The 24897-nt window shown below is 73.6% G+C and carries 18 protein-coding genes and 1 pseudogene; 15 read left to right on the forward strand and 4 right to left on the reverse strand.

Annotated elements, in window-relative coordinates; all coding sequences use genetic code 11:
* The first annotated feature begins 288 nt into the window (after positions 1-288).
* Positions 289-1782, forward strand: coding sequence for a peptide MFS transporter (locus ACIDOF_RS11280; protein ID WP_409005654.1), 1494 nt, complete (start codon positions 289-291; stop codon positions 1780-1782).
* A gap of 127 nt (positions 1783-1909) precedes the next feature.
* On the opposite strand, the gene ACIDOF_RS11285 is transcribed toward ACIDOF_RS11280, so the two are convergent.
* The 3 genes from ACIDOF_RS11285 to ACIDOF_RS11295 all read right to left on the reverse strand — a co-directional run bounded on the left by ACIDOF_RS11285 (position 1910) and on the right by ACIDOF_RS11295 (position 7364).
* Entirely contained in the window at positions 1910-4447 is a 2538-nt protein-coding gene (locus tag ACIDOF_RS11285) for an FtsX-like permease family protein (protein WP_409005655.1), read from the reverse strand.
* 1 nt (position 4448) lies between these two features.
* The gene (locus ACIDOF_RS11290) at positions 4449-5216 is read right to left on the reverse strand and encodes an ABC transporter ATP-binding protein (RefSeq protein WP_409005656.1); all 768 of its coding nucleotides are present in this window, start codon (positions 5214-5216) and stop codon (positions 4449-4451) included.
* 171 nt (positions 5217-5387) lie between these two features.
* Positions 5388-7364 (reverse strand): 2Fe-2S iron-sulfur cluster-binding protein, encoded by a 1977-nt coding sequence (locus ACIDOF_RS11295; protein WP_409005657.1) that lies wholly within the window; start codon positions 7362-7364, stop codon positions 5388-5390.
* Between the two features lie 448 nt (positions 7365-7812).
* On the opposite strand from ACIDOF_RS11295, the gene ACIDOF_RS11300 reads away from it, so the two are divergent.
* The 6 genes and pseudogenes from ACIDOF_RS11300 (at position 7813) to ACIDOF_RS11325 (ending at position 13065) form a co-directional block, all read left to right on the forward strand.
* Positions 7813-8997 (forward strand): sensor histidine kinase, encoded by a 1185-nt coding sequence (locus ACIDOF_RS11300; protein WP_409005658.1) that lies wholly within the window; start codon positions 7813-7815, stop codon positions 8995-8997.
* Positions 8997-9713 carry a response regulator gene (locus tag ACIDOF_RS11305; protein WP_409005659.1) on the forward strand — a complete coding sequence of 239 codons (717 nt, stop codon included), beginning with the start codon at positions 8997-8999 and terminating at the stop codon, positions 9711-9713. Before ACIDOF_RS11300 ends, ACIDOF_RS11305 begins: the two co-directional genes overlap by 1 nt.
* Positions 9714-9830: 117 nt before the next feature.
* Entirely contained in the window at positions 9831-10295 is a 465-nt protein-coding gene (locus tag ACIDOF_RS11310) for a cupin domain-containing protein (RefSeq protein WP_409005660.1), read from the forward strand.
* 118 nt (positions 10296-10413) lie between these two features.
* On the forward strand, positions 10414-11883 hold the full coding sequence (locus ACIDOF_RS11315) for an aldehyde dehydrogenase family protein (protein ID WP_409005661.1): 1470 nt from the start codon (positions 10414-10416) through the stop codon (positions 11881-11883).
* 251 nt (positions 11884-12134) lie between these two features.
* Positions 12135-12332, forward strand: a pseudogene (locus tag ACIDOF_RS11320) (amino acid permease); the annotation flags it as partial.
* 160 nt (positions 12333-12492) lie between these two features.
* The gene (locus ACIDOF_RS11325; RefSeq protein WP_409005662.1) at positions 12493-13065 is read left to right on the forward strand and encodes a dihydrofolate reductase family protein; all 573 of its coding nucleotides are present in this window, start codon (positions 12493-12495) and stop codon (positions 13063-13065) included.
* 12 nt (positions 13066-13077) lie between these two features.
* Here ACIDOF_RS11325 and ACIDOF_RS11330 read toward each other — a convergent pair whose 3' ends face one another.
* On the reverse strand, positions 13078-14037 hold the full coding sequence (locus ACIDOF_RS11330) for a pyridoxal-phosphate dependent enzyme (RefSeq protein ID WP_409005751.1): 960 nt from the start codon (positions 14035-14037) through the stop codon (positions 13078-13080).
* 268 nt (positions 14038-14305) lie between these two features.
* On the opposite strand from ACIDOF_RS11330, the gene ACIDOF_RS11335 reads away from it, so the two are divergent.
* The 8 genes from ACIDOF_RS11335 to ACIDOF_RS11370 all read left to right on the forward strand — a co-directional run bounded on the left by ACIDOF_RS11335 (position 14306) and on the right by ACIDOF_RS11370 (position 24894).
* Positions 14306-14461: a hypothetical protein gene (locus ACIDOF_RS11335; protein ID WP_409005663.1), complete on the forward strand. Its 156-nt coding sequence runs from the start codon at positions 14306-14308 to the stop codon at positions 14459-14461.
* 235 nt (positions 14462-14696) lie between these two features.
* A complete protein-coding gene (locus ACIDOF_RS11340) occupies positions 14697-15458 on the forward strand; it encodes an aKG-HExxH-type peptide beta-hydroxylase (RefSeq protein ID WP_409005664.1) in 762 nt (253 codons plus the stop codon).
* Between the two features lie 36 nt (positions 15459-15494).
* Positions 15495-16340, forward strand: a complete 846-nt coding sequence (locus tag ACIDOF_RS11345) for an aKG-HExxH-type peptide beta-hydroxylase (protein ID WP_409005665.1) — start codon at positions 15495-15497, stop codon at positions 16338-16340.
* Positions 16341-16351: 11 nt separating this feature from the next.
* Positions 16352-17635 (forward strand): MFS transporter, encoded by a 1284-nt coding sequence (locus ACIDOF_RS11350; protein WP_409005666.1) that lies wholly within the window; start codon positions 16352-16354, stop codon positions 17633-17635.
* Entirely contained in the window at positions 17632-19068 is a 1437-nt protein-coding gene (locus tag ACIDOF_RS11355) for a condensation domain-containing protein (protein ID WP_409005667.1), read from the forward strand. Before ACIDOF_RS11350 ends, ACIDOF_RS11355 begins: the two co-directional genes overlap by 4 nt.
* A 32-nt stretch (positions 19069-19100) precedes the next feature.
* Positions 19101-22397, forward strand: a complete 3297-nt coding sequence (locus ACIDOF_RS11360; protein ID WP_409005668.1) for a non-ribosomal peptide synthetase — start codon at positions 19101-19103, stop codon at positions 22395-22397.
* Positions 22394-23590: a homoserine O-acetyltransferase gene (locus tag ACIDOF_RS11365; protein ID WP_409005669.1), complete on the forward strand. Its 1197-nt coding sequence runs from the start codon at positions 22394-22396 to the stop codon at positions 23588-23590. Before ACIDOF_RS11360 ends, ACIDOF_RS11365 begins: the two co-directional genes overlap by 4 nt.
* Positions 23587-24894 (forward strand): acetyl-CoA carboxylase biotin carboxylase subunit family protein, encoded by a 1308-nt coding sequence (locus tag ACIDOF_RS11370; RefSeq protein ID WP_409005670.1) that lies wholly within the window; start codon positions 23587-23589, stop codon positions 24892-24894. Before ACIDOF_RS11365 ends, ACIDOF_RS11370 begins: the two co-directional genes overlap by 4 nt.
* The last annotated feature ends 3 nt before the right edge of the window (positions 24895-24897 follow it).

Below are 24897 nucleotides of genomic sequence, written 5' to 3' on the forward strand. Positions count from 1 at the left end.
TGCTGTTCCCGTCCCCCGCGGGCAGTTGCGGCGCGCGGCGGAAGGCCCGGCCTCCCTGCGAGGGGCCGGGCCTTCCGGTATTCGCGCGCATCCGTCCGCCTCCCGTCCCGTCACCGAGCCGGCCCGCACCGTACGCGCCGGGCGTGGATTTCCGCTCGACTCCGGCTGGAGCACCGCGTGCGGGTCACCGGCTCCGCCGCGTCCGAGCCGTTCTCGACCGGCGCCCGATGCGTCTTGGCGAGCCTCGTGCGGTCCGCTCCCCCCGTACCGCCGGACAGAGGAGTGCCCATGGCCACCGAGCCCGTCACCGCAGGCCACCGCGACGAACAGCCCGAGGAGACCGGCCTCCTGGGCCGGCCGCGCTGGTTCACCACCCTGTTCGGCACGGACGTGTGGGAGCGGTTCAGCTTCTACGGGATGTCCGCGATCCTCGTGCTCTACGCCTCCGAGCCGGTGTCCGCGGGCGGCCTCGGCCTGACCCCCGACGACGCCGCGCTGCTGTTCGGCAGCTACATGGCCGCCGTGTTCCTCGCCTCCGTGCCCGGCGGCTGGATCGGCGACCGGCTGCTCGGCCCGTACCGCGCCGTCCTGCACGGCGGTGTCGTCATCGGGCTCGGGCACCTCACCCTGGCCGTGCCGTCGGAGGCCTTCTTCTATCCGGGCCTGCTGCTCGTGGCCCTCGGCACGGGACTGCTGAAGCCCAACATGGCCAACCTGCTGAGCGCGTTCTACGCCCCGGAGGACCGCTCAGGCCGGGACGCCGGGTTCGCCGTCTTCTATATGAGCGTGCAGGTCAGCGCGCTCGTCGCCCCCCTCGTCGTGGGCACGGTCGGCGAGGCCGTCGACTGGCACCTCGGCTTCGGACTCGCCGCCGCCGGCATGGCGCTCGGCCTGGTCCAGTACGTGCGCGGCGCCCGCCACTTCGGCGCCACCGGCCGGGCGCCCGCGCGTGCGGCCGACCCCGCCCAGCGGGCTGCGGTGCTGCGCTGGAGCGGGGCCGCCACGGGCCTGGTGGCCGTCGGCTACGGCGTCGACGCCGCGCTCGGCACCTTCACGATCGGCCATGTGATGGCCCTGGTCGGGCTGCTCTGCGTGGTCGCGCCCGCGGCCGCGTTCTGGCGGCTCATCCGCAACCCGCTGCTGACGGCCGCCGACCGCAGCCGGGTGCGGACGTACATCTGGCTGTTCCTCGTATCGGCCGTGTTCTGGGGCCTGTTCCTGCAGGGCGGCTCGGTCTTCGCGCTGTTCGCGAAGGACTCCACCGACCGGGACGTGCTCGGCTTCACCGTGCCGGCGAGCTGGTTCCAGTCCGCCGTCCCGCTGTTCGTGCTGCTCGTCGCCCCGCTCTTCGCCCGCGCCTGGCAGCGGGCCGGTGAACGCCTCGACACGGCCGTCAAGTTCGCCGTCGGCATGGGCTGCACCGGCGCGGCCTATCTGGTGCTCGCGGCGGCCGCGGTGCTCGTCGCCCGCACCGGCGAGCCGGTCTCGCCGCTGTGGCTGGTGGTGTCGTTCCTGCTGCTGGCCTGCGGTGAGGTGTCGTTCGGCCCGGTCGGCATGAGCGCCACCACCGCGATCGCCCCGGCCACGTTCGTCAGCCAGATGGTCGCGCTGTTCTGGCTCGCGGGCGCCCTCGGCGGCGGCCTCGGCGGCAACGCCCTCAAGGTCTCCGGCGAACAGGCCCCGGGCGCCGGGTACTTCCTGTCCGTCGGCGCCGTCGCGCTGCTCATCGGCGGGGCCCTGGTCCTCGCCCGCCACCCGCTCACCCGCAAGCTGGGCGTGTGAGCGGACGGCGGGTCCCGGTCGTACGGGCGGAGGCGGGCGCGTGCGTACGGGGACGGGGCGGGCGTCTGCGCACGGGTGGGCGGGCGTCTGCGCACGGGCGGGCGGGCGTCGGCGTGCGGCGGCGGGTTCAGTCGGCGGCGACGGCTTCGAGGACCGGCACCCGCGCCGCCCGCCGCGCGGGCAGTGCCGCCGCGAGCAGCCCGCCGAGCAGGCAGACCAGGAGGGCGAGGGCGACCGTGTCCAGCGGGACGGTCAGCGCGAACACCGGCTGCCCCACCACGGCGTGCTGGAACATCGCCCCGCCCACGATCCCGACCACGGCCCCGAGCACCCCGCCGACCAGCGCGAGCAGCACCGACTCGGCGCTGACCGTCCGGCGGATCTGCCGCCGCGTCATGCCCACGGCCCGCAACAGGCCGAGCTCCCTGGTCCGTTCGGACACCGACAGGGCCAGGGTGTTGAGGATGCCGAGGAACGCGATGAGGACGGAGAGGCCGAGCAGCCCGCCGGTCACCCCGAGGAAGGCGTCGATCTCGGTGATCAGACCGCGTACGTACGCCTCGTTGTCCTGCACCCGCAGGTCGGGGCGGTCGGCGACGGCCCTGCCGAGGACCGCTTCGAGTTCCTGCCGGTCGGCTCCCGGGGCCGCGGCGACGAGCAGCGGATTCCCGTTGCCGGGCCGGAAGTGCCGGTCGGCCAGCTCGTCGGGCAGGATCAGCGACCTCGTCAGCGGGGCGTCGGTCACCACCCCGGTCACCTCGACGGCCCGGCTCCCGCCGCGGGGCGAGCTCACGGTGAGGCGGTCGCCGAGCGCCCAGCCGTGCTGCCGCGCCGCCGACCTCGTCACGAACACGCCCTTCGCGAGGTCGCCCGCCCTCCCCTCCACCAGGTCGAGGCGCACCAGCGGCGCGGCGCCCCGCACGGCCGCCGGGTCGACGGCGCCCGCCTCGACCCGGGCGCCGTCGACGGTCAGGGCGTCGGTGCGCAGTGTCGTCGTACGGGCCACGCCCGGCAGGTCGCGGATCTTCCGCTCGGTGGCCGAACCGACCTGGCCGCCCACGAGGTTGACGACGACATGGTCGCCGCCGAGCACCGCGCCGAGGTCCTTCACGCTGCGGTCGGTGATCGACGCGGCGAAGACGGAGACGGCCCCGGCCAGGGCCACCCCGATCATCAGGGCGCTGGTGGTCGCGGCGGTGCGCCGCGGATGCCGCCGGACGTTCTCGACGGCGAGCCCCGCGACCGGCCGGCGCCGCAGCCGCTCCGCGAGGGGGCCGGTCAGCCGCCCCACGATGCTCGGCACGAGCAGCAGCACGGCGAGGAACAGCAGCAGCGCCCCGAACAGCCCGGCCGCCGCCTGGCCGCCGGACGTGCCGGTGCAGGCGGCGGCGAGCAGCAGCACCGCGGGCACGGAGACGGCCAGGCCGATCCGGCGCCGCAGCCGCGCCGGCTGTTGGCCGACGACGGGCGCGTCGACGAGCGCGGCGGCCGGGGCGACGGTCGCGGCGCGGCGGGCGGGCAGCCAGGCGGCGAGCACGGTGAGGGCAGTGCCCGCGGCGACGGTCAGGCCGAACGACAGCGGGCTGACGAGGAGTTCACCGCTGAGCCCGGGGTCGAACCCGGCGGCGTACCCGAGGGCCGGCCAGGCCATGAGCAGCCCGAGGCCGAAGCCGAGCAGCGAGCCGACGAGCCCCACCGCCGCCGACTCGGCGAGGACCGCCCGGCGCAGCTGCCGGCGGGTGGCGCCGACGGCCCGCAGCAGCGCCAACTCCCGGGAGCGGCGCGCCACCAGCATGGAGAACGTGTTGGTGATCAGCGTGGCGGCGACGACCAGGGAGATCACGGCGAAGGTCAGGGCCGTGGTCCGCACCGAGGTGGTCAGGCCGCGTGCCCCCGCCGCCTGCTCGGCGGCGAGACGTCCGCGGTCCACCGCCTCGAACCCGCCCGGCAGGACCCCGCCGGCGCGTCGGCCGAGCGCCGCCGGGCTCGTCCCGGGGTCGGCCGTCAACTGGGCCGAGGTGTAGGTCCCTCGGGTGCCGAGCAGGCCGAGCGCGGTGCGCGTGTCGAAGGCGAGGCCGGGCGCGCTGGACGTCTCACGGCCGGTCGGCCGGTGGTCGAAGACGCCGCTGACGGTCACCCGGACCGTTCCGGCGCCGTGCAGCACGGTCGCCGTGTCCCCGGCGCCGAGGCCCGACTCCGCCGCCACGGCCCTGGAGATCGCCACCCGGTCCCGGCCTTCGGGCACGCTCCCCGAGGCGAGCCGCAGCCGGTCGCCGCCGGTCCAGTTGGTGGCGGACATGCGCTGGTCGAAGCCGGGCGGTACGACGACCTCGCCGTCGGGGCCGACGAGCGCGGCGTAGCCGTCCACCACGCCGTGGGCGCTCCGTACGCCGTCGACGCGGGCGAGCGCGCCGAGTTCGCCGGGGGCGAGGGTTCTGGCGTTCTGGCCGCCCTGGCTGAGGCCGCCCTCGTCCTGGCCGGCCCGCCCGCCGGCCGGTGCGACCAGGACGGCGAGGTCGCGGGGCAGCGAGGCCCGGCCCTGCGCCAGGCTCTCGGAGAACACCAGGGCGGCCGAGACGAATCCGGTGCCGATGAGCACCATCGTGAGGGTGAGCACCAGGCGGGCCCCTTCGGCCCGCAGGTTGGCCCAGGTCGCACGCCACATGTCACACCCGTCCCGGCAGGGCGGGCTCGGCGGTGCCGAGCGTGTGCAGCCGGTCGGTGACCGCCGCGGCCGTGGGGCTCTCGATGCGGTCCGCGATCCGCCCGTCGGCGAGGAACAGCACCTGGTCCGCGTAGGTGGCTGCGGTCGGGTCGTGGGTCACCAGGACGACGGTGCGGCCGAGTTCCTCGACGGCCCGGCGGAGCAGCTGCAGGATCTGGGCGCTGCTGCGGGAGTCGAGGTTGCCGGTGGGCTCGTCGGCGAACACCACGTCCGGTTCGGTGATCAACGCCCGTGCGATGGCGACCCGTTGCTGCTGGCCGCCGGACAGCTCGTGCGGCCGGTGCCCGAGCCGGTCCCCGATGCCGAGCGCGTCCGCGAGCCCCGCCACCCGGTCCGCCGCGGGCACGGCCCCGGCGATGCGCTGCGGCAGTACGACGTTCTCGTACGCGGTGAGCGAGGGCACCAGGTTGAAGGACTGGAACACGAAGCCGATGCGGGAGCGCCGGAGTTCGGTGAGCGCGTCGTCCGGGAGGGTGTGCAGCTCGGTGTCGCCGAGCAGCACCCGGCCGCTGTCCGGCCGGTCGAGCCCGGCGAGGCAGTGCATGAGGGTGGACTTGCCGGAGCCGGACGGGCCCATGACCGCGGTGAGCAGTCCGGCGGGGATGTCGGTGCTGACGTCGTCGAGCGCGGTGACGCGGGCCTCGCCGCTGCCGTAGGCCTTGGTGAGGCCGACGGCGCGGGCTGCGGGCGGTGCGGGGGCCGGTTGCATGAGGGCTCCAGTGGGTTCTACGGGCCGGTCCGCCGACGGGGCGGCGAACGGCGGGGGTCGGGGGCGGAGTCGGTTGCGGTCGGAGGGACGACCGAGGGAAAAAGGGCCGGTGGGCGGAGTCGGGGCCGGTGGGCGGAGACGGGGGCCGGTGGCGGAGACGGGGCCGGTGGCTCAGAGGTCGAGGGCGATGCGGTCGCCGCGCGCGCGGGAGACGCACGGGTAGATCACGTCGTGGCGGTTCCGCTCGTGTTCCTGGAGCACGTCGTCGCGGTGGTCGGGCGTGCCGTCGAGGACCCGTGTCTCGCAGCTGCCGCAGATCCCGTTCGTGCAGGAGAAGTCCAGGGCGGGCGCCGCCTCGGAGAGCGCGTCGAGGAGGCTCTCGTCGGCCGCCACCCGCACCACGCCGCCGCTGCGCCGCAGTTCGGCCTCGAAAGCCCGGTCCGGGCCCGCGTCCGCGCGGTCGCCGGGCACGAAGCGCTCCACGTACAGCCGGCCGTGCGGGCAGGACGCGCGGACGGCCGCCGCGACATCGGCCTGCATCGGGCCGGGGCCGCAGCAGTACACGGCGACGCCCGGGGCGGTGGCACGGAGCAGCCCGTCGAGGGACGCCCGCGGGTGGGTGTCCGACGCGGTGACGATGACGCGGCCCGGGTACGTCTCGACGAGCTCGTCGGCGAACGCCATCGCGGCGCGGGTCCGGCCCCGGTAGTAGAGGCGCCACGGGGCGCCCTCGGACTCGAGGCGGCGGATCATCGGCAGGAACGGGGTGACGCCGATGCCGCCCGCGACGAAGAGGTACGAAGGGGCGTCCACCAGCGGGAAGTTGTTGCGCGGGCCGCGGATCTCGACGGCCGCCCCGGTGCGCAGGGCGTGCACTTCGGCGGAGCCGCCGCGGCCGTCCTCCTCGCGGAGGACCGCGATCCGGTACACGTCCGTGGCGTCGTCGGCGCCGGGGTCTCCGCAGAGGGAGTACTGGCGCACCTTCCCCGACGGCAGGGCCAGGTCGATGTGGGCGCCGGGCTGCCAGGCGGGCAGGCGGCCGGCCTCGGCGCGCCACAGCTCCAACTCGACGACACGGTCGGCGAGTTCACGCACCTCGCCCACGACGACCGGGGTCCAGGAGGAACGGCCACCGGCCGGAACGGCGGGAGCCGTGGGCGAGACGGCGGCAGCGGGCGAGGCGGGGGTCGCGCGGGTGGCGGAGACGACGGGGGCGGTCCGCGCGGGGCGGGCACCACGCTCGGCGGCGCGCTCGGCCTTGTGCTCGACCTTGTGCTCGGTCGTCCGCTCGCCCCAGCGCTCAGTCCTGTGCTCGGTCCTGTGCTCGGCCCTGCGGCCTGCGGGCGTCCTGCCGCCGGGCTTGAAGACGGACAGGACCACCGCGGCCCCCAGCAGCACCGTGAACGTGGCCAGGCAGACGACGAGGGCGACCCCGGTGCCGCCCGGCTCGGCGGCCGGGTCCTGCGTCGTCCGCTGCAGCTCCCTGATCCACTTGCTCTCGGCGAACGCCGCGAACACCGGCAGGGCCAGCGCGATCACCAGCTTCACCAGGACCCACCAGTGCTTCACCAGACCCCACGGCGTCCCGAGCGACAGCACGATCCCGGAGACGACGGCCAGCGCCATGCCGGGGATGACGAGCGCGAGGTCGAACAGATGCATCAGCTCGTACGCACCGTGCCGCACCGCGTGCGTGTCCGTGGTGAGACCGGCGATCGCCATCACGGTCATCGCCAGGGACAGCCCGAGCCAACTGACGGCGGCGCCGATGTGCACCGCGAGCCAGATCTTGCGCGTACGACGGCTCAGTCGCGGGAAGCGCGGCTTCAGCAGGACCAGGAACACCGTCGAGAGGACCATCCCCGCCAGCGGTTCGAAGTTGCCGAAGCTGAACAGGAACTGGAGGGGCACGAACGCGAGATGGAAGACGATCAGCGCGGTGCGCGCCCGCGCGGCGAGCCCCGGCCTGCCGAGGGCCCACCCGGCGGCGGCCACGACCGGCCCGGCCAGGGCATACCCGACCACGCCGGCCGTCTGCAGCCCGGCGAACACACCCTCGTCCCGCAGCCCCAGAACCACCGCGGCGGCAACACAGAACACCCCGAAGAGGAACTGCCCCCACCCCAGCACCCCACGCCGAACCAGCACCCCCACACCACCCACGCCCCCGGCTGCAGGCACGGACTCGGATGCGGTGCTGGTCGCAGAACCAGGCCCGGCCCCAGCCCCACCCCTGGCCCCGGGCGCAGAACCAGTCCCGGACCCGGACCCGGCCCCGGTCGCGGCCCCCGGTCCCGGGTCGGCGTCGGGTCCCGGGTCGGCGTCGGGGCGCGGCGTAGGTGGGGTTCGGGGCGCAGGCCCGGGGTCGGTGTCAGGGGCGGGTCGGCGGCCGTGGTTGGGGGCGGTGGGCGCCGGGTGGCCGGGGGCGGTCGTGGAGTGGGTTCGTGTAGGCATGACCGCAGCTTCGCGAGCCGCACCCGCGTGCGGCATCCGCCGATCCTCGCGCGCCGTCTCGGCGGAAAGTCGCGGGCCGGCCCCGGTGACGTACAACTATCGATCGATGCCGGCCCCAACTGCCGCGGCTAGCCTCGTGGTCATGAAACGGGGCAACCGCATCACGGCCGTCCTGGAGCGCGCCCGTCCGCTGATCCGCGTGCTCGTCGCTGTCGCCGTCGCCGTGGCGACGGCCTCGCAGGACGGCCGGTCCGCCACCTTCCACTACTTCGTCCCCGACCCGTCGCCGTATCTGGCCGTCCCGGTCGGCATCGTCGTGGGCGCGGCCGCCTGGCGGCGGGACCGCCGTCCCGAGCTGTTCCTGCTGATCGCGCTGGCCGCGTTCGTGGCGCTCTCGGCGTGGGTGGCGGTGATGCTCGCGCAGTACACGCTGGCGGAGCGCAGCACGTCCTGGCGCCGGGTCACGGCTGCCACGCTCGTCTCCGTCGCCGTGGTCGCCGTGCCGATCTGGCGGCTGGGCGGGCTGGACGCCAGCACCCCGCTGACTCTCGGCATCTGTGTCGTGCCCGCCCTGCTGGGGCTGTACGTCGGCGCCCGCCGCGAGCTGCTCGTCGAGCTGCGGGAGCGGGCCGAGCGGGCCGAACGGGAGCAGCAGCAGCGCGTGATGCAGGCCCGTAGCGACGAACGCGCCCAGATCGCCCGGGACATGCACGACGTGGTCACCCACCGGGTGTCCCTGATCGTGCTGCACGCCACCGCGCTGGAGGCGGCCAAGGGCGCGGCCGCCGTGGACATCGGCCGCCAGATCGGCACCATCGGGCGTGAGGCCCTGACCGAACTCCGTTCCCTGGTCGGGGTGTTGCGCACCGAGGCGGAGGCGCCGCTGGCCCCGCAGCCCGGTCTGGCCGAGCTGGAGACGCTGATCGACGACTCCCGCCGCACCGGTATGCCGGTGACCCTGGACCTGTCCGCGGAGACCGGCGACCGGCCGCCGCCGCTGCCCGCCCTGATCGAGCACGCCGTCTACCGGGTCGTCCAGGAGGCCCTGACCAACGTGCACAAGCACGCGGGCGACGCCCGGACCCGGGTCCGGGTCGCGCACACGCCCCGGCTGCTCCGCCTCTCCGTGCAGAACGAGCACGGCACCGGCCGCGGCGCCCCCGTACTGCCGAGCGGCGGCCACGGCCTGCTCGGGATCGCCGAACGCATCCGGCTCGTCGGCGGCCGGCTCGACTCGGGGCCGACCCTGAACGGCGGGTTCGAGATCAGCGCAGAGATCCCCCTGGACGACGTCCCCGACGTGTCCCTGACGACGGAAGCCGTGTGATGACCGAGACGACGGGCACGACGACCGGAGCGCCGAACGGAGCGCCGACCCGGGTGCTGATCGTCGACGACGAGTGGATGGTGCGCTCCATGCTGCGCACCATCATGGAGTCCACCGCGGACATCACCGTGGTGGGCGAGGCGTCCGACGGCGCCACGGCGGTGAGCATGGCCGCGGCCCTGGAGCCGGACGTCGTCCTGATGGACATCCGGATGCCCCGCTCCGACGGCCTGACGGCCACCGCGCAGCTGACCCGTTCGGCCCGCCCTCCGCACGTCGTCGTGCTCACCACGTTCGACCTGGACGAGTACGTGCGTACGGCCCTCAGGCACGGCGCGGTCGGCTTCCTCCTGAAGGACGCCACCGCGGACGACATGATCGCCGCGGTGCGCAGCGCGGCCCGCGGCGACGCCATGCTCTCGCCCCGGGTGACCCGGCGGCTGCTGCGCCAGTTCACCGAGGACGAGCAGGGCCCGGGGGCGGAGCAGCAGCAGCGGCGGGCCCGCGCGCGGGAGCGGCTGCGGGCGCTGACGGAGAAGGAGCGCGAGGTGCTGATCGCCCTGGGCGGGGGGCTCTCCAACACCGACATCGCGGCGGCTCTCCATGTCAGCGAGGCCACCGCGAAGACCCACATCAGCCGCATCCTCACCAAGCTGTCGCTCACCAACCGGGTGCAGGCGGCCATCCTCGCCCACCACGCGGGCCTCCTCGACTGATCCCCGCGTGCCCCATGCCCTCCCCAACTTGCCGTAACAGCAAGGGGACTTGAGCCCTCCGGGACGGCGGGGGCAGCCTGATGGCCGCTTCGGTCGACGACTCCGGGAGGCTGCACGATGACGGCTCGCGACGCGCGTGACAAGCACGCAGAGGTACGGGACGGGTCCGGCGGGGACGTGCCCGTGACGCCCCCGAACGATCGTGTGCACCTCGTCCGTTCCGGGGAGCTCGACGGGTTCGCGGCGATCAGCGGCGGCACCGTCGGCTCGAAGCGGCTGTGGATGGGCAGGGTGGAGAACCCGCCGCTGAGCTCCACGGACAACCACCACCACGGCGACTCGGAGGCGGGGATCTACGTGGTGAGCGGACACCCCGTGTTCGTGTTCCACGACGGGGAGAAGGAGGTGCGGCTGCCCGGCAGCCCCGGCGACTTCTTCCTCGTACCGCCGTTCGTCCCGCACCGGGAGGAGAACCCGGACCCGGAGGTGCCGGCGGTGGTGGTGATCGCGCGGACCACGCAGGAGCCGGTCAAGGTGTCGGTGGACGAGCTGTACCGCTGGGACGGGACGGGCGCCGGGTAGGGGCGTGCCGCCGGTCGGGCGTCTTTGCCGTGCGGGTGCGGTACACGGTCCTTATCGTCAGCGATGGAGTTCGTACTGCTGACGTTCGGCTCCGCGCATCCGACCCGGAGGAGCCGTCATGCCGGAGTTGTTCATCGGCGGGAAGTGGACCGCAGCCCAGGACGGGCAGGTACGCGAGATCCGCTGCCCCGCCGACAACACGCTGGTCGCGACCGTCGACGAGGCCGGTCCGAAGGACGCCGCCGCGGCGATCGCCGCCGCCCGTGAGGCGTTCGACAGCGGCCCGTGGCCGGACACCCCGGCCGCCGAGCGCGGGGCGCTGCTGCTGCGCGTGGCCGAACTGCTCGAACGCGACAAGGACGTCCTCGCGCGGGCCGAGTCCCTGGACACGGGGAAGCGGTTCGTGGAGAGCCAGTACGACATGGACGACATCGCGAACTGCTTCCGCTACTTCGGCAACCTGACGGCGGCGGGCGGCACCGACCGGATCGTCGACGCGGGCAGCGACGACGTGGACAGCCGGGTGGTGCACGAGCCGGTCGGGGTGTGCGCGCTGATCACGCCGTGGAACTACCCGCTCCTTCAGACCGCGTGGAAGGTCGCGCCCGCGCTCGGCGCCGGCAACACCTTCGTCCTGAAGCCCAGCGAGCTCACCCCGCACACGGCGATCCTGCTGATGCGGCTGCTCACCGAGGCCGGGCTGCCGGACGGGGTCGCGAATCTGATCCTGGGCTCGGGGCCTGCGGCGGGCGCCCCGCTCAGCGAGGACCCGCGGGTCGACCTGGTGTCGTTCACCGGCGGGCTCGTGACCGGGCGGCGGATCATGGCGGCCGCGGCGCCGACGGTGAAGAAGGTCGCCCTGGAGCTGGGCGGCAAGAACCCCAACATCGTGTTCGCGGACGCCGACTTCGACGCGGCCGTCGACTACGCGCTGATGGCGGTGTTCCTGCACTCCGGCCAGGTCTGCTCGGCCGGGGCGCGCCTCCTCGTCCAGGACGAGCTGCACGACAGGTTCGTGGACGCCGTCGTCGAGCGGGCGCGGCGGATCCCGCTGGGCGGGCCGTTCGACGAGGACGCGCGGACCGGCCCGCTGATCTCGGCGGCGCACCGGGACAAGGTCGAGGCGTACGTGGCGGCGGGGCTCGCGGAGGGTGCGGTGCTGCGCTGCGGCGGGGCCCGGCCGGACGACCCGGCGCTCAGGGACGGCTACTTCTACCTGCCGACCGTCCTCGACGAGTGCGCGCCCGGCATGTCGGTCGTCAGGGACGAGTCGTTCGGCCCGGTGCTGACGGTGGAGCGGTTCCGCGACGAGGAGGAGGCGGTCGCGCTCGCCAACGACACGGTGTACGGGCTCGCCGGGGCCGTCTGGTCCGGCGACATCGGCCGGGCGCAGCGGGTGGCGGGGCGGCTGCGCGCGGGCACGGTGTGGATCAACGACTTCCACCCGTACGTGCCGCAGGCCGAGTGGGGCGGCTACAAGCAGTCCGGGTTCGGGCGGGAACTGGGCCCGGCGGGCCTGGCCGAGTACCAGGAGGCCAAGCACGTGTGGCGCAACCTGTCCCCGACCCCGCAGAGGTGGTTCGAGTGAGCGATGCCGCCGGCCAGGGGCCGGGTCCGGCCGGACCGCACAAGAGCCAGGGCGAGCACGACGACGACGCGCTCGGCGAGCTCGGCTACAAGCCCGAACTCAAGCGGACGCTCGGCAACTCTGCGAGCTGGCGGCCCGCTACCCGGTGGCGGGCTCGGTCTACAACTGGGCGAAGACGCTGGGCGGCCCGCACGTGGGCCGGCTCGGCGGCTGGATGATGATGACGGCGACGATGGTGTCGCTTCTCGACGGTGGTCAAGCGGCTGCGCGGCCAGTGGCGTCCGGCCGAGGGCAAGTTCTCCCTCGGCCGCTGGGGCCTGCCGATCAACGTCCTGGCGGTCCTGTGGGGCGCCGCGATGTCCCTCAACTTGGCGTGGCCGCGCGCGGAGGTCTACAACGCGACGGGCCCGCAGCACTGGTACCTGAGCTGGGGCGCGTTCCTGTTCGTTAGTAGAGGAAGCCGCCGCCCGCGACGATGCCGAAGGTCAGCACGCTGAAGGATGCGCCTGCGTACGGCAGTCGGAGAAACTCCGACCGGCACCGATGAGTTCTGCGATCGGGGCCGGTCCTAGATCGCGTAAACACGAGATCCGACACAGAGGAACTTCCATGCGCACCCTGATCAGCACCGCTTTCGTCTCGCTCGACGGCGTCGTGGAGGCCCCCGGGGGCGAGCCCGGCTACCGCAACTCCGGCTGGACGTTCAAGAACGTCGACTTCCTGCCCGAGGCGTACGAGATCAAGGGCCGCGAGCAGAAGGAGGCCTCCGCCATGATCATGGGCCGCACCAGCTACGAGGCGTTCAGCCCCGTGTGGCCGGACATGGAGGAGTTCACCGACTACAAGCCGATGCCGAAGTACGTCGTCTCCACCACGCTCTCCGAGGACCAACTGGTCACCGGCTGGGGCGAGCAGACGATCCTCCGCTCCCTCGACGAGGTGGCCGCGCTGAAGGAGACCGAGGGCGGCCCGATCATCATGCACGGCAGTGCGACGCTGAACCGCGCGCTGTCCGACGCCGGCCTGATCGACCGGTACCACCTGCTCGTCTTCCCGCTCCTCCTCGGCGCCGGCAAGCGGCTGTTCAGCGACACCGACAAGGACGCCCAGAAGCTGCAGCTCGTCGAGCACGCGGCGTACGCGAACGGGATGCAGCTCAACGTCTTCGACGTCGTCCACTGATCTGAGCCGGTCTCAGCCGAGGCCGAACCCCTCCGCCCACGCCTGTACGTCTGATGTCGTCGCGTTGCCGCCGCAGACGATCAGGCCCAGCCTGGCGTCCGGGCCGACGCGGTCGAGGACCTGGGGGGCGGCGGCGAGGGCGCAGCCGGCGGCGGGTTCGGTCCAGAGCTTGGCGTGCTCGGCGAGGTCGAGGACGCCCTGGACGGCCTCGGCGTCGGTGACGGTGAGGACGTCGGTGACGTACGCCGAGACGTGGTCGTAGGTGAGGTGTGAGGCGCTCGGTGCGCTGAGCGTGGTGACGATCGAGGAGAGCTCGACGGGTACGGGGCCGCCCGCGGCGAGGGCCGCCGTCATGGCCTGGGCCCCCTCCGTCTCCACGCCCCAGACGCGGATTCCGGGGCGGCGGGCGTGCAGGGCGGCGGCGATGCCGGAGATGAGTCCGCCGCCGCCGATGCTGACGATCACGTCGGTCAACTCCCCCGCGTCCGCGGCGAGTTCGAGGCCGACGGTGCCCTGGGCAGCGATGACCACCGGGTCGTCGAAGGGGTGGACGAGGGTGAGGCCCTTCGTACGGAGCTCCTCCACGCGGGCGAACGCGGTGTCCATGGAGTCGGCGAGGTCGACCTGGGCGCCCGCGGCCTCGGCGGTCTCGACGGCGCGGCGGGGCGCGGTGCGGGGCATGACGACGGTCGCCGCGATGCCGAGCGCGCCGGCCATGACCGCGGTGGCGATGCCGTGGTTGCCGCCGCTGACGGCGACGACCCCGGCGGCGCGCTCCGCGTCGGTCAGGGAGAGCAGCTTGGCAGTGGCGCCGCGCGCCTTGAACGAGCCGGTGCGCTGCAGGAGTTCGAGTTTGGCGGTGACCGGGGCGCCGAGGAGCGCGGACAGTCCCGGGCTGGACACGGTCGGGGTGTGCACGACGTGTCCGTCGATGTGCGCGGCTGCGGCTTCGATGTCCGCGAGGGTGATCAGCACGAGCGTCTCCGTCACACGGCGCCGTACCGCCGGCACGGCTGCGGCTGGTTTCGATCATCGTACGCCAGGGCCTTCGGCGCAGATCCGGGCCCGGAGCGAAAGAGCCTCTGTAGAGCGGATATTGGGAAACTCTATGCGCTCTCATTCAGTGTGACCTGGGTCACATTTACATTCCTTGGTGCGCGCTACTGTCCTCTCAGCTCGAAAGGGCGACTCCGGAAAGCACCTCCGAGAATCAACTCGGAATAAACCAAGGAGAATTGTTATGGGCTCTCTCAAGATGGACGAGATCGTCGACTCCGTCATCGGCCAGATCTCGACCGAGGACGTCACCGAGGCCGCCGCCGTCTCCGCGAACCTGGAGGAGGACCGCATGACCTTCGGTCCGGTCCAGATGTTCGCTCTCGACGCCCAGGCCTGATCCCTGGTTCCGGTGCGGCTCGGCCGGGTTCACAGAAATTCCGGCCGGGCCGCACGGGGCCTGCTCAGTTTCGCCGTCCACGACCACGAGGACAATCTCGATGATTTCCCTGAAAGGCCCGCAGAGTGTTGTGGAGACTGCCTACGTGGTCTCTTCGGCCCACGCCCGGAGGACGGGGCAGCAGATTCCGTCGGGGAAGAGCCAGTTCGAGGCTCTCCGCGCCGGGTACCACCTCATGATCAGCGACATGCAGCCGGTGCTGCGCGACGTCCTCCCGGCCGCCGCCGCGTACCCCGTGCCCGTGATCGACGGCCCGTCGCACGAGGGGCTGCGGAACGCCTTCCTCAAGGGCATCGCGGAGGAGGCGTCGGTCGACTACGACATCTTCCGCGACCAGCAGGTCTTCGGCGCCGACGAACTGGAGCTCAAGCGCGGCCGGATCACCGCCGCCCTCGACGTGATCGGCGAGAACTGGCCCGAGTTCCGCGCCCTGTACGAACTCCTCGTGCCCGTCCTGCTCTACGCGCCCGACGGCGGCCTCGCCGGCGGCACGTCCAGCACGGTGCTCGGCGTCCTGTGGCTCGCGCCCAAGGAGCACTGGAACAGCATCGACGTACAGGAATTCCTGCTGCACGAGTTCATTCACCACACGCTGTTCCTGGAGGAGCGCCGTTTCGGCTTCTACCGGAACATGGACATGCTGATGGAGGACCGGTATCTGACCCGGTCGGCCATTCGCAAGGACCGGCGCCCGCTCGACAAGGTGCTGCACAGCATCGTCGTCGGAATGGAAGTGCTCCTGGCCCGCCAGGAGAACCGGGTTCCCGGGTACGACACGAGCGAGCTGAGCCTGCACCCGCAGAGCGGTGAACTCCGTGACGGTGTCGCCGCGAGCCTCGACGAGGTATTCGAACTTCCCCTGGAAAAGCTCCTGCAGCCCCGGCCGATCGAGATTCTCGAACTCTGCCGCAAGCGGCTCACGGACATTACGTCGTAGGCCGACGCCACCGAACCGCCCCAGAAAGGGATTTCGATGTACTACCTCGAGGGAAGTCAGGAAGTTCTGCGGAACTGCGCCGTGCTCAGCCATTCGTATCTCGACGGCACGGGATCGGTGACCCAGCAGTCGCTGCGCACGGCGTACCTGAAACTGCTCGTCTCGCTGGCCCCGGACGGCGCGTACGCGGAATACCTGCGCGGCCGGCTGTCCACGGACCCGGTGGACGGGCCGCCCGTCACCCGCTACACGGACACGGCGCCGTCGACGGACGCCCTCGCGGAGGTCTTCGGGCACGCGGACGCGAACCGTCCGGCCAGCCCCGGATGGCAGCTGGAGAAGTGCCGGGCCGGCGCCGACTTCATCGCCGAGCGGGACCCCGAACTCGCTTCCCTCATGCAGCTGTTGACCCACACGGTCTTCACGATGTCCGCCGCCTGGACCGGCTCCATGTCCGAGCGCAACGCGATCGGCGCGACCCTGATCGTCCCGGACGAGCGCTGGCACATCAACGACGTCGCCGAGGCCTACGTGCACGAGTTCACGCACACCGCGCTCTTCCTCGATGAGCGCGCCAAGGGCCACTTCCAGGCCGGCGCCGACCAGGTGCTGCTGCGGTCCGCCATCCGCAAGGACGAGCGCACCCTGCCCGCCGTCGTGCACAGCCTGCTCGTCGCCACCGAGGTCCTGACGTGGCGTCACCGGCACGGTCTGCAGGACGGGTTGGAGTACCGGCTGCACGGCTCGACGCAGTCGATGCTCGACCGGGCCACCGAGTCGTACGACGCGCTCACCGCGCTGCCCACCTGGCAGGAGAGCATCGTCAAGGACCGGATGTTCCAGCTGGTCGAGAACGCGGGCAAGCGCCTCGCCGCCCTGTGAGCAGCCCGCCCGTGCGCCGCGACCGACTCAACGCCCTCGCCGTCCTGGCCTTCACGGCCGTGACGAACCTCGCGGACGGCGTGCTCAAGGTCGTCATCCCGCTGATGGGCGCGGGGCTCACCTCCTCGCCCATGGCGCTCAGCACGCTGTCGGTGATGCTGATGCTGCCGACGCTGCTGCTGTCGTTCCACGTCGGCGTCCTCGTCGACCGGTACGACCGGCGCACCCTGCTGCTGCTCTCCAACGCCGTCCGGGTCGGCTGCCTGGGCGCGCTGCTCGCGTACGCGCTGAGCGGGACCGCGAGCCTGCCCGTCCTGTACGGCCTCGGGTTCGTCCTGGGCGTGGCCGACGTGACGGCGGCGACGGCGATCAGCGCGCTGATCCCGGCCGTCGTCCCCAAGTCCGGCTGGGAGCGCACCAACGCGTGGGTCACCGGGATCGAGACGGTGGCGCAGGAGTTCTGCGGCCCGGTCGTCGGCGGCCTGCTCGTCGCGACCGGCACGAGCGTCGCCGTGGGCACGACCGGCGCGGCCTACGTGTTCGCGGCGCTGACCGTGCTGGTCCTGGCCGGGTCGACCAGGCCGCCGCGGTCCGGGGCGCACACCGAGCCGGTGCGGCGGCAGATCGTCGAGGGCCTGCAGTTCCTGTGGCGGCAGCGGACGCTCCGGCTCACCTCGACCGTGCTCACGGTGCTGTGCGCGTGCTGGGGCGCCTGGCTCGCCCTGATGCCGGTGATCGCCGTGCACGAACTGCGGCTCAGCTCCGAGGAGTACGGGCTGCTGCTCAGCCTCCTCGGCGTCGGCGGGCTCGCCGGGGCGGCGTGCGTGGCGTGGCTCAACCGGCTCGGCAACCGGCGCTGGGTGATGTTCTCCGACCTGGTCGGCACCTTCGCGATGGTGGCGGCGCCGCTGCTCACCGACGCGGTGTGGCTGCTCGGCGCGGCCGCGTTCGCCGGCGGCTTCGGCGGTGTCCTGTGGTCGGTGAACGCCCGCACCATCAGCCAGTACCTGGTGCCGGACGGCATGCGCGGCCGGTTCAGCGCCACCGCGCGGGTCTTCTCGCTCGGCGCGATGCCCGTGGGCGCCGCGGTGGCGGGCGGCCTGGGTGAGCTGATCGGGCCGCGGGCGGCGCTCGCGCTGTTCGCGCCGCCGATCGCGCTGCTCGTCGTCCCGTTCCTCAGGACGCTGACGCCGCGCCTGCTCGACGAGATCTTCACCGACCTCGGCCGGGCGCCGGACAGCGAACCGGGCCCAACCGGCCCCGCCCCCACGGATGTTCAGGAGAAGGCCCGATGACGCACCAGGCCCCGACCGGCCAAACCCCCGCCGCCTTCGCGTACGAGGGCGAGGCCCTGCCCCTCACCAACGAGCAGCGGCAGATGCTGCGGCGCATGCACGACAGCCCGTACCCCACCTCGTACACCACCGTCGTACGCCTCGAACTGACCGGGGACGTGCGGCCAGAGGTGCTGCGGGCGGCGCTCGACGAGCTGGTCGTGCGGCACCACACGCTGCGCAGCCGCTTCGTCGACGGGCCCGAGGGGCGGCCGGTGCAGCTGGTCGACGCGCCGCGCCCCGCGACCTTCGAGCTGATCGACGTCACGGACCTGCCGGAGCCCCAACGCGCCGAGGCCGCACGGGAGTTGGCGGACCGGCTGAACCGGGAGCCGTTCGACGTCACGGCGGGCCGGCTGCTGCGTACGGCGCTGCTGCGCACCGGCGCCGACGAGTGGCAGCTGTACCTCGCCTACCACCACATCGCCGTGGACGGCTGGGCGCTGCGGGTGCTCCTGGAGGAGCTCTCGGTGCTGTACGCGAACGGCCTCGGCGGGGAGCCGCGGGCGCTGCCCGAGCCCGTGCAGAGCGCGGACTGCGCGCGCCGGCAGCTCGACGACGCGGCCGTGCGCCGGGCCGAGGAGAACATCGCCTGGTGGCGTGACGTGCTGCGCGGCCACACCCACGTCCTCGACTTTCCGCTGGACGGGCCGCGCACCGGGCAGTTCATCGGGGCCGGCGCCACCGAGCCGGTCCGTATCGGGCCCGAGGTGTACCAGGCGCTGCGGAGGACCGCCGCCGAGTGCGGGGCGACCGTGTTCGTGGCCGTCGCGTCGGCGGTCGGCGTGTTCCTGTCCCGCCTGACCGGCCAGCGCGACCTGGTGCTCTCCGTGCCGTTCTTCAACCGCTCGGCGGCCGACGACCGGGCCGTCACCTGCCTGTCGGGGCCGCTGCTGCTCCTGGTCGAGGTGCGGGCGGAGGAGACGTTCAAGGAGCTGGTGGAGCGGACGGCCGACCGGTTCTTCGACGGTCTGGAGCACACCGCGCTCCCGGTGATGGACCTCCTCGACACCCTGGTGGCCGAGGACGGCTGGACCACCCCGCGCCCGCCGTGCGCGGCCGTGGCGATGCAGACCTTCGGCTTCGAGAAGGTCGCCGAACTGCCCGGCGCCACGGCCCGGCTGCACCACGAGTCGGTGCACGTGGCGCTGACGGACCTGGTCCTCAACCTGACCGAGTCCGACGACGGGATCGACGGCTTCGCGCTGTACCGCAGCGCGCTGTTCCGGCCCGAGACGATGCGCCGCTGGATGCGCGAACTGACGGAGCTGACCGCCGCCCTGGCGAGGGAGCCCGGCCGGCCGCTCGCCGCTGTCGCCCCGCCCGCCCCCTCCGCCGTGCCCACCGCCTCCTCTTCCGCTCCCCCTTCCGCTCCCGACCGGACACCGGCCTGACGGCACGGCCGGCCGACGACTTGGAGACTCCCGTGGACCAGCCCAGTGACCAGACCTCCGTTCCGGCACGCTCCACCGCTGTGATGTGCCCGCAGCGGCTGCCGGTCACCGAGTCGCAGCGCAGCCTGCTCGTCGTCGACCAGCTCGTGCCCGTGGGCCACCTCTACAACAGCGTCTTCGAGCTGGAGTTGGCGCCGGGCACCGGCCCGGACGAGGTGCGGGCCGCGCTCGCCTCGGTGCTCGCCGTGCAGCCCGCGCTGCGACTGACGTTCCACGGCGCGCCCGAGCCGCACGCCCGCATCGCGCCCGTACCGGAGCCGTGGGAGCTGCCGCTGGAGACCGGCGCGGACGCGTCGGACGCGGCGGTCGCCGAGGCCGTGGCGAAGCTGGGCGCGCACACCTGGGACCTGGCGCGGGGCCCGCTGTACCGCTTCGCGCTGCTCGGCGGCGGCGCGGAAGCCCCGTCGGCCCGCACGGTGCTGGTGTTCGTGGTGCACCACCTCGTCTTCGACGCCGTGTCCGTACGCCCCTTCGTGCAGGACCTCGAAGCGGCGCTCGCCGGGCGCACCTCCCCAAAGGACGCGGCGGCGCTCGCCGAGCGCAGGACCCGGGCGCTCGTGCGGGAGGCCGAGGTGCAGACGCGGGTGTCCGCCGAGCCGGGCACGACGGACGCGGCGCGGGCCTGGGCCGAGGAGCTGCCGGGCGGCGAGACGGTCCTCAACCCGCTGCCGCACCGCCCCGCCGAGACGTCGTTCACCGGCGCCCGCCGCGAGTGGCTGCTCGGCCCGGCCGAGTCGGCGGCCCTCACGCGGACGGCGGCCGAACTCCAGCTCACCGAGTACGAGTTGCTGCTCGCGGTGTACGGAGCGGTCGTCGCCCGGCACGCGGCCACCACGTCCACGGTGATCGGCAGCCCGTTCTCGGCGCGCCGGACGGTCGGCTCGCTCGACCTGTGCGGCTTCTTCGTCAACACCCTGCCGCTGGCGCTGACCGTCGACTGGGAGCAGCCGTTCGCGGCGTACGCGTCCGACACGGTCCGGCCGGCGGTGGCGGCGGCCCGGTCGCGTACGGCGGTGAGCTTCAACCAGATCGTCGCGCACACCGGGACGGACCGGTCGAGCAACCGCAACCCCGTCTTCTCCTGCATGCTCGCCATGCAGGACGATCTGTCCCCCGCGCCGGGCGGCCGCGTCACCGCGGTACGCGAACACGGCAACGGGACCGCCAAGTTCGACCTGTGGCTCGGGGTGACGCCGGTCGGCGCGGAGCGGCGGCTGGAGCTGGAGTACGACACGGAGCTGATCCCGGAGGCGGTCGCGGACGGCCTGGTCGCCTCGCTGCGCACCGCGCTCACCCGCGCGGCCCGCACCCCGTCCGCCCCGCTGTCCGAACTCTTCGACGACGGCGCCGAGTCGGCCCCCGTACCGGAAGGCTCCGCGGCGGCCGGGGCGCCTTCCCTGACCGAGTGGGTGCGGCGGCCCGCGCTGACGACTCCCTGCGCCGTCGCGCTGGACGCGCCCGAAGGGCGCCTGACGCACGGGGAGTTGGAGGCGGCGGTCGCCCGCTCGGCCGCGGGCCTCGCCCGGCTCGGGGTGCGGCCCGGCGAGATCGTCGGGATCGCGTCCGGCAGCGCGCTGCACACGATTCCCGCGATCCTGGCGATCCTGCGGGCGGGCGCGGTGTACCTGCCGTTCGACAGCGCCCTCCCCGAGGACCGCATCACGTACATGCTGCAGGCCGCCGCGTGCCGCCTCGTCGTGTCGGAGGACGCCCCGGAGCGTGCGGCCGGGTCCGGTTCCGGCCAACTCCCGGCTTCCGAGGGCGGGTTGGGCGAGGTCTTCGGCGTACGCGCGGTGTCCCCGGCCCGGCTAGACTTGCTCGGGGCCGACGCGCTCGATACGGACGACGCGCCGCCCGTGCCGGAGCCGGGTGCCGGGGCCGACGAGCGGTCGGTGTACGTGATGTTCTCCTCCGGCTCGACCGGCCGCCCCAAGGCGATCGACATGGGCGAGGGGCCGCTGCTCAACCTGACGGCCTGGCAGATCGACGCGCTCGGCATGGACGCCTCGACGCGCTTCCTGCAGTACGCGCCGCTCGGCTTCGACGTGTCGTTCCAGGAGATCTTCCCGACCCTGGCTGCGGGCGGCACGGTGGTGTCCCGGGGCGACGCCGACCGCCGGGACTTCGCGGAGCTGGTGGCGCGGGTCGAGGAGGCCGACGTCAGCCATGTGTATCTGCCGGTGGCGGCGCTGCGGCCGTTCGTGCGGACCGCCGTCGACCGGGGCGCGGACCTCTCCCGTCTGCGGCACGTGTGCGTCTCCGGCGAGCAGCTCTTCGTCGACGACCTGGTGCGGGACTTCTTCCGGTCCCGGCCGCACCTGGACCTGATCAACCTGTACGGCCCCACCGAGACGCACGCCGTCACCACGCACCGCATGGCCGCCGGCACCGACTGGCCCGCGCACGCCCCGATCGGCCTGCCGATCAGCGGGGTGCGGGGGTACGTCGTGGACGCCACGGGCCGCCGCGCGCCCGTCGGGGTGCGCGGGGAGCTGCAGTTGGGCGGCGTGTGCCCGGCGAAGGGCTACCTGGGCGCACCGGAGCTGACGGCCCGCAGCTTCGTCGCGGACCCGTGGACGCCGGGCGGCCGGGTCTACCGGACCGGCGACCAGGTCGTGCGGGACGCGCACGGCGTGCTGCACTTCCTGGGCCGTACCGACGAGCAGGTGAAGATCCGCGGGTACCGGGTGGAGCTCGGCGAGGTCGAGACGACCGCGCTCGCCGTCGGCGGGGTCGGCAAGGCCGTCGCGGCGGTGAAGGACACCGCGTCGGGGCCCGAACTCGCCCTGTTCCTCGTCGTGTCGGACGACGTGGCGGCGGACGGGGCGCGGGCGGAGCGGGTGCTCGCCGAGGTCGGCGAGGTGCTCGCGGCCCGCCTGCCCGACTACATGGTGCCGCGCTGGACCGTGCGCGCCGACACCGTGCCGATGACGCCGAACGGCAAGGTCGACCGGGCCGCGCTGCTCACCCGGTACGCCGACCGGTTCACCGCCGCCCGCACACCCGAGGACGGCGCCGAGGAGTCGTACGCCGACGAGACCGAGCGTCGACTCGCCGCGATGTGGGCCGAGTTGCTGGCCGTGCCGACCGTGGGCCGGGAGGTGTCGCTGCTCGAACTCGGCGCGCACTCCCTGATGGTGTTCACCGCGCTGTCCCGGGTGCGCGAGGAGCACGGCGCGGAGATTCCGCTCAGGTCGTTCTTCCGCAGCCCGACGGTCGCGGCGATGGCCGCCCGCATCCGGTCCGCGGCAGAGGTGGCGGGCGGATGAGCACCACGCTGACCACTTCGCCGGCCACCCTGCCGACGGCCTCGCGCCCGCGCTCCGGACAGCTGCTGCGGGTCGCCGACCCGGGCGAGCCGCTGCTGCTGCGCTCCGGGGCCCGCCTGGACCACGTGGACGTCGCGTACGAGACGTACGGGACCTACGACGGCGCCAACGCGGTGTTCGTCTGCCACCCGCTGACCTGCGACGCGCATGTCGCCGCGCACGGGCTCGGCGACCGGCCCGGCTGGTGGGACACGCTGGTCGGGCCGGGGCGGGCCGTCGACACCGACCGCTACTTCGTCGTCTGCGCCAACGTCCTCGGCGGCTGCTCCGGCACGACCGGCCCCGCCTCGCCCAGGTCGGATGCCTCCGGCCGGGAAGTCCGGCCGTGGGGGCCGGACTTCCCGGCCGTCGGCATCGCGGACATGGTCGAGGTGCACCGCAGGCTGCTGCGGCGGCTCGGCGTGGGGCGGCTGCGGGCGGTGGTCGGCCCGTCGATGGGCGGCAGCCAGGTGCTGCAGTGGCTCCTCGCCCACCCCGGCGACGCCGCCGCGTTCGTCGCCGTCGCCGCGACGGCCCGGCCCTCCGCGGACAACCGCTGCTGGAACGCCGTGGCCCGCGCCGCCGTCCTGGGCGACGCGGAGTTCCACGGCGGCCGGTACGCGCCGGGGGCGGGGCCCCGGTCCGGTCTGGCGACGGCCCGGATGATCGGGCACCTCACCTACCTCTCGGAGCCCGAGCTGGAGCGGCGGTTCGGCCACGGGCGGGCGGGGCCGCGCTCGGGGCCCGCGGCGATCGCGCCGTATCTGGACCACCAGGGCGGCAAGTTCGTCGGCCGGTTCGACGCCAACGCGTATCTGACGCTGCTCGACGCGATGGACCGCTTCGACGCGTTCGCCGCGCCGACCGCGCTCGGCCCGTTCTCCGAGCCGCCGGGCGTGCTGCTCGCCAGCCTGCGCGGGGACCGGCGGTTCGGCCGGGAGCACTCGGAGGCGATCGCCCGCGGGCTCGCCGAACGCGGCTTCGCCCCCGTGCACCACCACGAGACGGGCACGGACGCCGGCCACGACGCGGCGCTCCTCGACCTGCCCGAACTCGCGGCCCGCGTCGAGGAGTTCCTGCGTACGGCAGGACGCACAGCCGGAGGGCGACGGGCCGCCGGAGAGCGACGGACAGGGGGAGGACGACGGTCATGACGGAACGCAGGTCAGGACGCATCGCGGTCATCGGCGGCATCGTCGAGATCCTCCAGGCGGCGCACGCCGTGGGCCTCGACGTGGTCCTGGTGCACACCCCCGGCGGGGCCGCACCCGGCTCGGAGCGGTACTGCTCGGAGATCCTGGAGGCCGACTTCAAGCACGACTACGAGACGGTGGAGCGGCTCCTCGTGGAGCGGCACCGCGAGCGCCCCTTCGACCGGGTCTTCTCGCTCACGGAGAACGGCCTCGTCCCGGCCGCCCGGATCAACGCGCTGCTCGGCCTCGGCGGCAACTCGGTGGAATCCGTGCGGCTGTTGAAGGACAAGGCGGCGATGCGGCGCAGGCTCGCCGAGCGCGTACCGCACACGGCCGTACGCCACCGGGTGGTGCGCAGCCGCGGCGAACTCTTCGAGTTCTGGGAGGAGTTGGGCGGGCCGGTGTTCGTGAAGCCCACGGACTCGGCGGGCAGCATCGGGGTGTTCCGGGCGGCGTCCGCGGACGAGATCAGGGACGGCTGGGCGCGGCTGCGGGCCCTGGGGCGGGCGGAGGCGCTGGCCGAGGAGTTCCTGGAGGGCCCGGAGTACAGCGTCGAGGGCTTCGTGTGGCAGGGCCGGCACCATGTCGTCGCCATCACCAACACCCTGCTCGGCGACGACTTCTACGAGCTGGGCCACTCCATGCCCGCCGAGCTGCCCGCCGACGTGACCGGGCGGATCCACGAGGCCGTCGCCGAGCTGATCGACGCGGTCGGCCTCACCGAGGGCCCGACCCACTCCGAGGTGCGGATCACCCCGTCCGGGCCGCGCATCATCGAGTCCCACAACCGGATGGGCGGCGAACGCCTCCACGAGCTCATGGAGATGGCGTTCGGCCTCGACCTGACCCGCCTCTCCGTCACGGTGCCGCTCGGCATCGAACCGCTGCCGCGGCTGTCCGGCCTGCCCTCGCGGGGCGCGGCGATCCGGCACTTCCTGCCCGCGCCCGGCCGCATCGTGGCGATCGACGGCGCGGAGGAGGCGGACGCCCGCCCGGAACTGCGCGTACGGATCTCGCCCCGGGTCGGCGACGTCGTCGGGCCCGTCGTCGACGGGGTGACCCGCGACCGGACCGGCGCCTACGTCCTGGCCGAGGGCGTGGACGTGGCCGCCGCCGAGGCCGCGTGCGCGCGGGCGCTCGACACCGTACGCATCAGGACGGTGCCGCTGCCCGACGGCCCCGGCCCCGACCGCCCGACCTCCGGCGCAAGTGCGGCTGCTGTCGCGGGTGCGGGCGCCACGGCCCTTTCCACCTCCGGGAGTTGACGA

It is taken from the genome of Streptomyces sp. Da 82-17, assembly GCF_046098215.1.
Classification (GTDB): Bacteria; Actinomycetota; Actinomycetes; order Streptomycetales; family Streptomycetaceae; genus Streptomyces.

Excerpts from the sequence above, each read along its gene's own strand:
- ACIDOF_RS11280 (WP_409005654.1), top strand. The coding sequence starts at position 289 with ATGGCCACCGAGCCCGTCACCGCAGGCCACCGCGACGAACAGCCCGAG.
- ACIDOF_RS11285 (WP_409005655.1), bottom strand. The coding sequence starts at position 4,447 with ATGTGGCGTGCGACCTGGGCCAACCTGCGGGCCGAAGGGGCCCGCCTG.
- ACIDOF_RS11290 (WP_409005656.1), bottom strand. The coding sequence starts at position 5,216 with ATGCAACCGGCCCCCGCACCGCCCGCAGCCCGCGCCGTCGGCCTCACC.
- ACIDOF_RS11300 (WP_409005658.1), top strand. The coding sequence starts at position 7,813 with ATGAAACGGGGCAACCGCATCACGGCCGTCCTGGAGCGCGCCCGTCCG.
- ACIDOF_RS11305 (WP_409005659.1), top strand. The coding sequence starts at position 8,997 with ATGACCGAGACGACGGGCACGACGACCGGAGCGCCGAACGGAGCGCCG.
- ACIDOF_RS11310 (WP_409005660.1), top strand. The coding sequence starts at position 9,831 with ATGACGGCTCGCGACGCGCGTGACAAGCACGCAGAGGTACGGGACGGG.
- ACIDOF_RS11315 (WP_409005661.1), top strand. The coding sequence starts at position 10,414 with ATGCCGGAGTTGTTCATCGGCGGGAAGTGGACCGCAGCCCAGGACGGG.
- ACIDOF_RS11325 (WP_409005662.1), top strand. The coding sequence starts at position 12,493 with ATGCGCACCCTGATCAGCACCGCTTTCGTCTCGCTCGACGGCGTCGTG.
- ACIDOF_RS11335 (WP_409005663.1), top strand. The coding sequence starts at position 14,306 with ATGGGCTCTCTCAAGATGGACGAGATCGTCGACTCCGTCATCGGCCAG.
- ACIDOF_RS11340 (WP_409005664.1), top strand. The coding sequence starts at position 14,697 with ATGATCAGCGACATGCAGCCGGTGCTGCGCGACGTCCTCCCGGCCGCC.
- ACIDOF_RS11345 (WP_409005665.1), top strand. The coding sequence starts at position 15,495 with ATGTACTACCTCGAGGGAAGTCAGGAAGTTCTGCGGAACTGCGCCGTG.
- ACIDOF_RS11355 (WP_409005667.1), top strand. The coding sequence starts at position 17,632 with ATGACGCACCAGGCCCCGACCGGCCAAACCCCCGCCGCCTTCGCGTAC.
- ACIDOF_RS11365 (WP_409005669.1), top strand. The coding sequence starts at position 22,394 with ATGAGCACCACGCTGACCACTTCGCCGGCCACCCTGCCGACGGCCTCG.
- ACIDOF_RS11370 (WP_409005670.1), top strand. The coding sequence starts at position 23,587 with ATGACGGAACGCAGGTCAGGACGCATCGCGGTCATCGGCGGCATCGTC.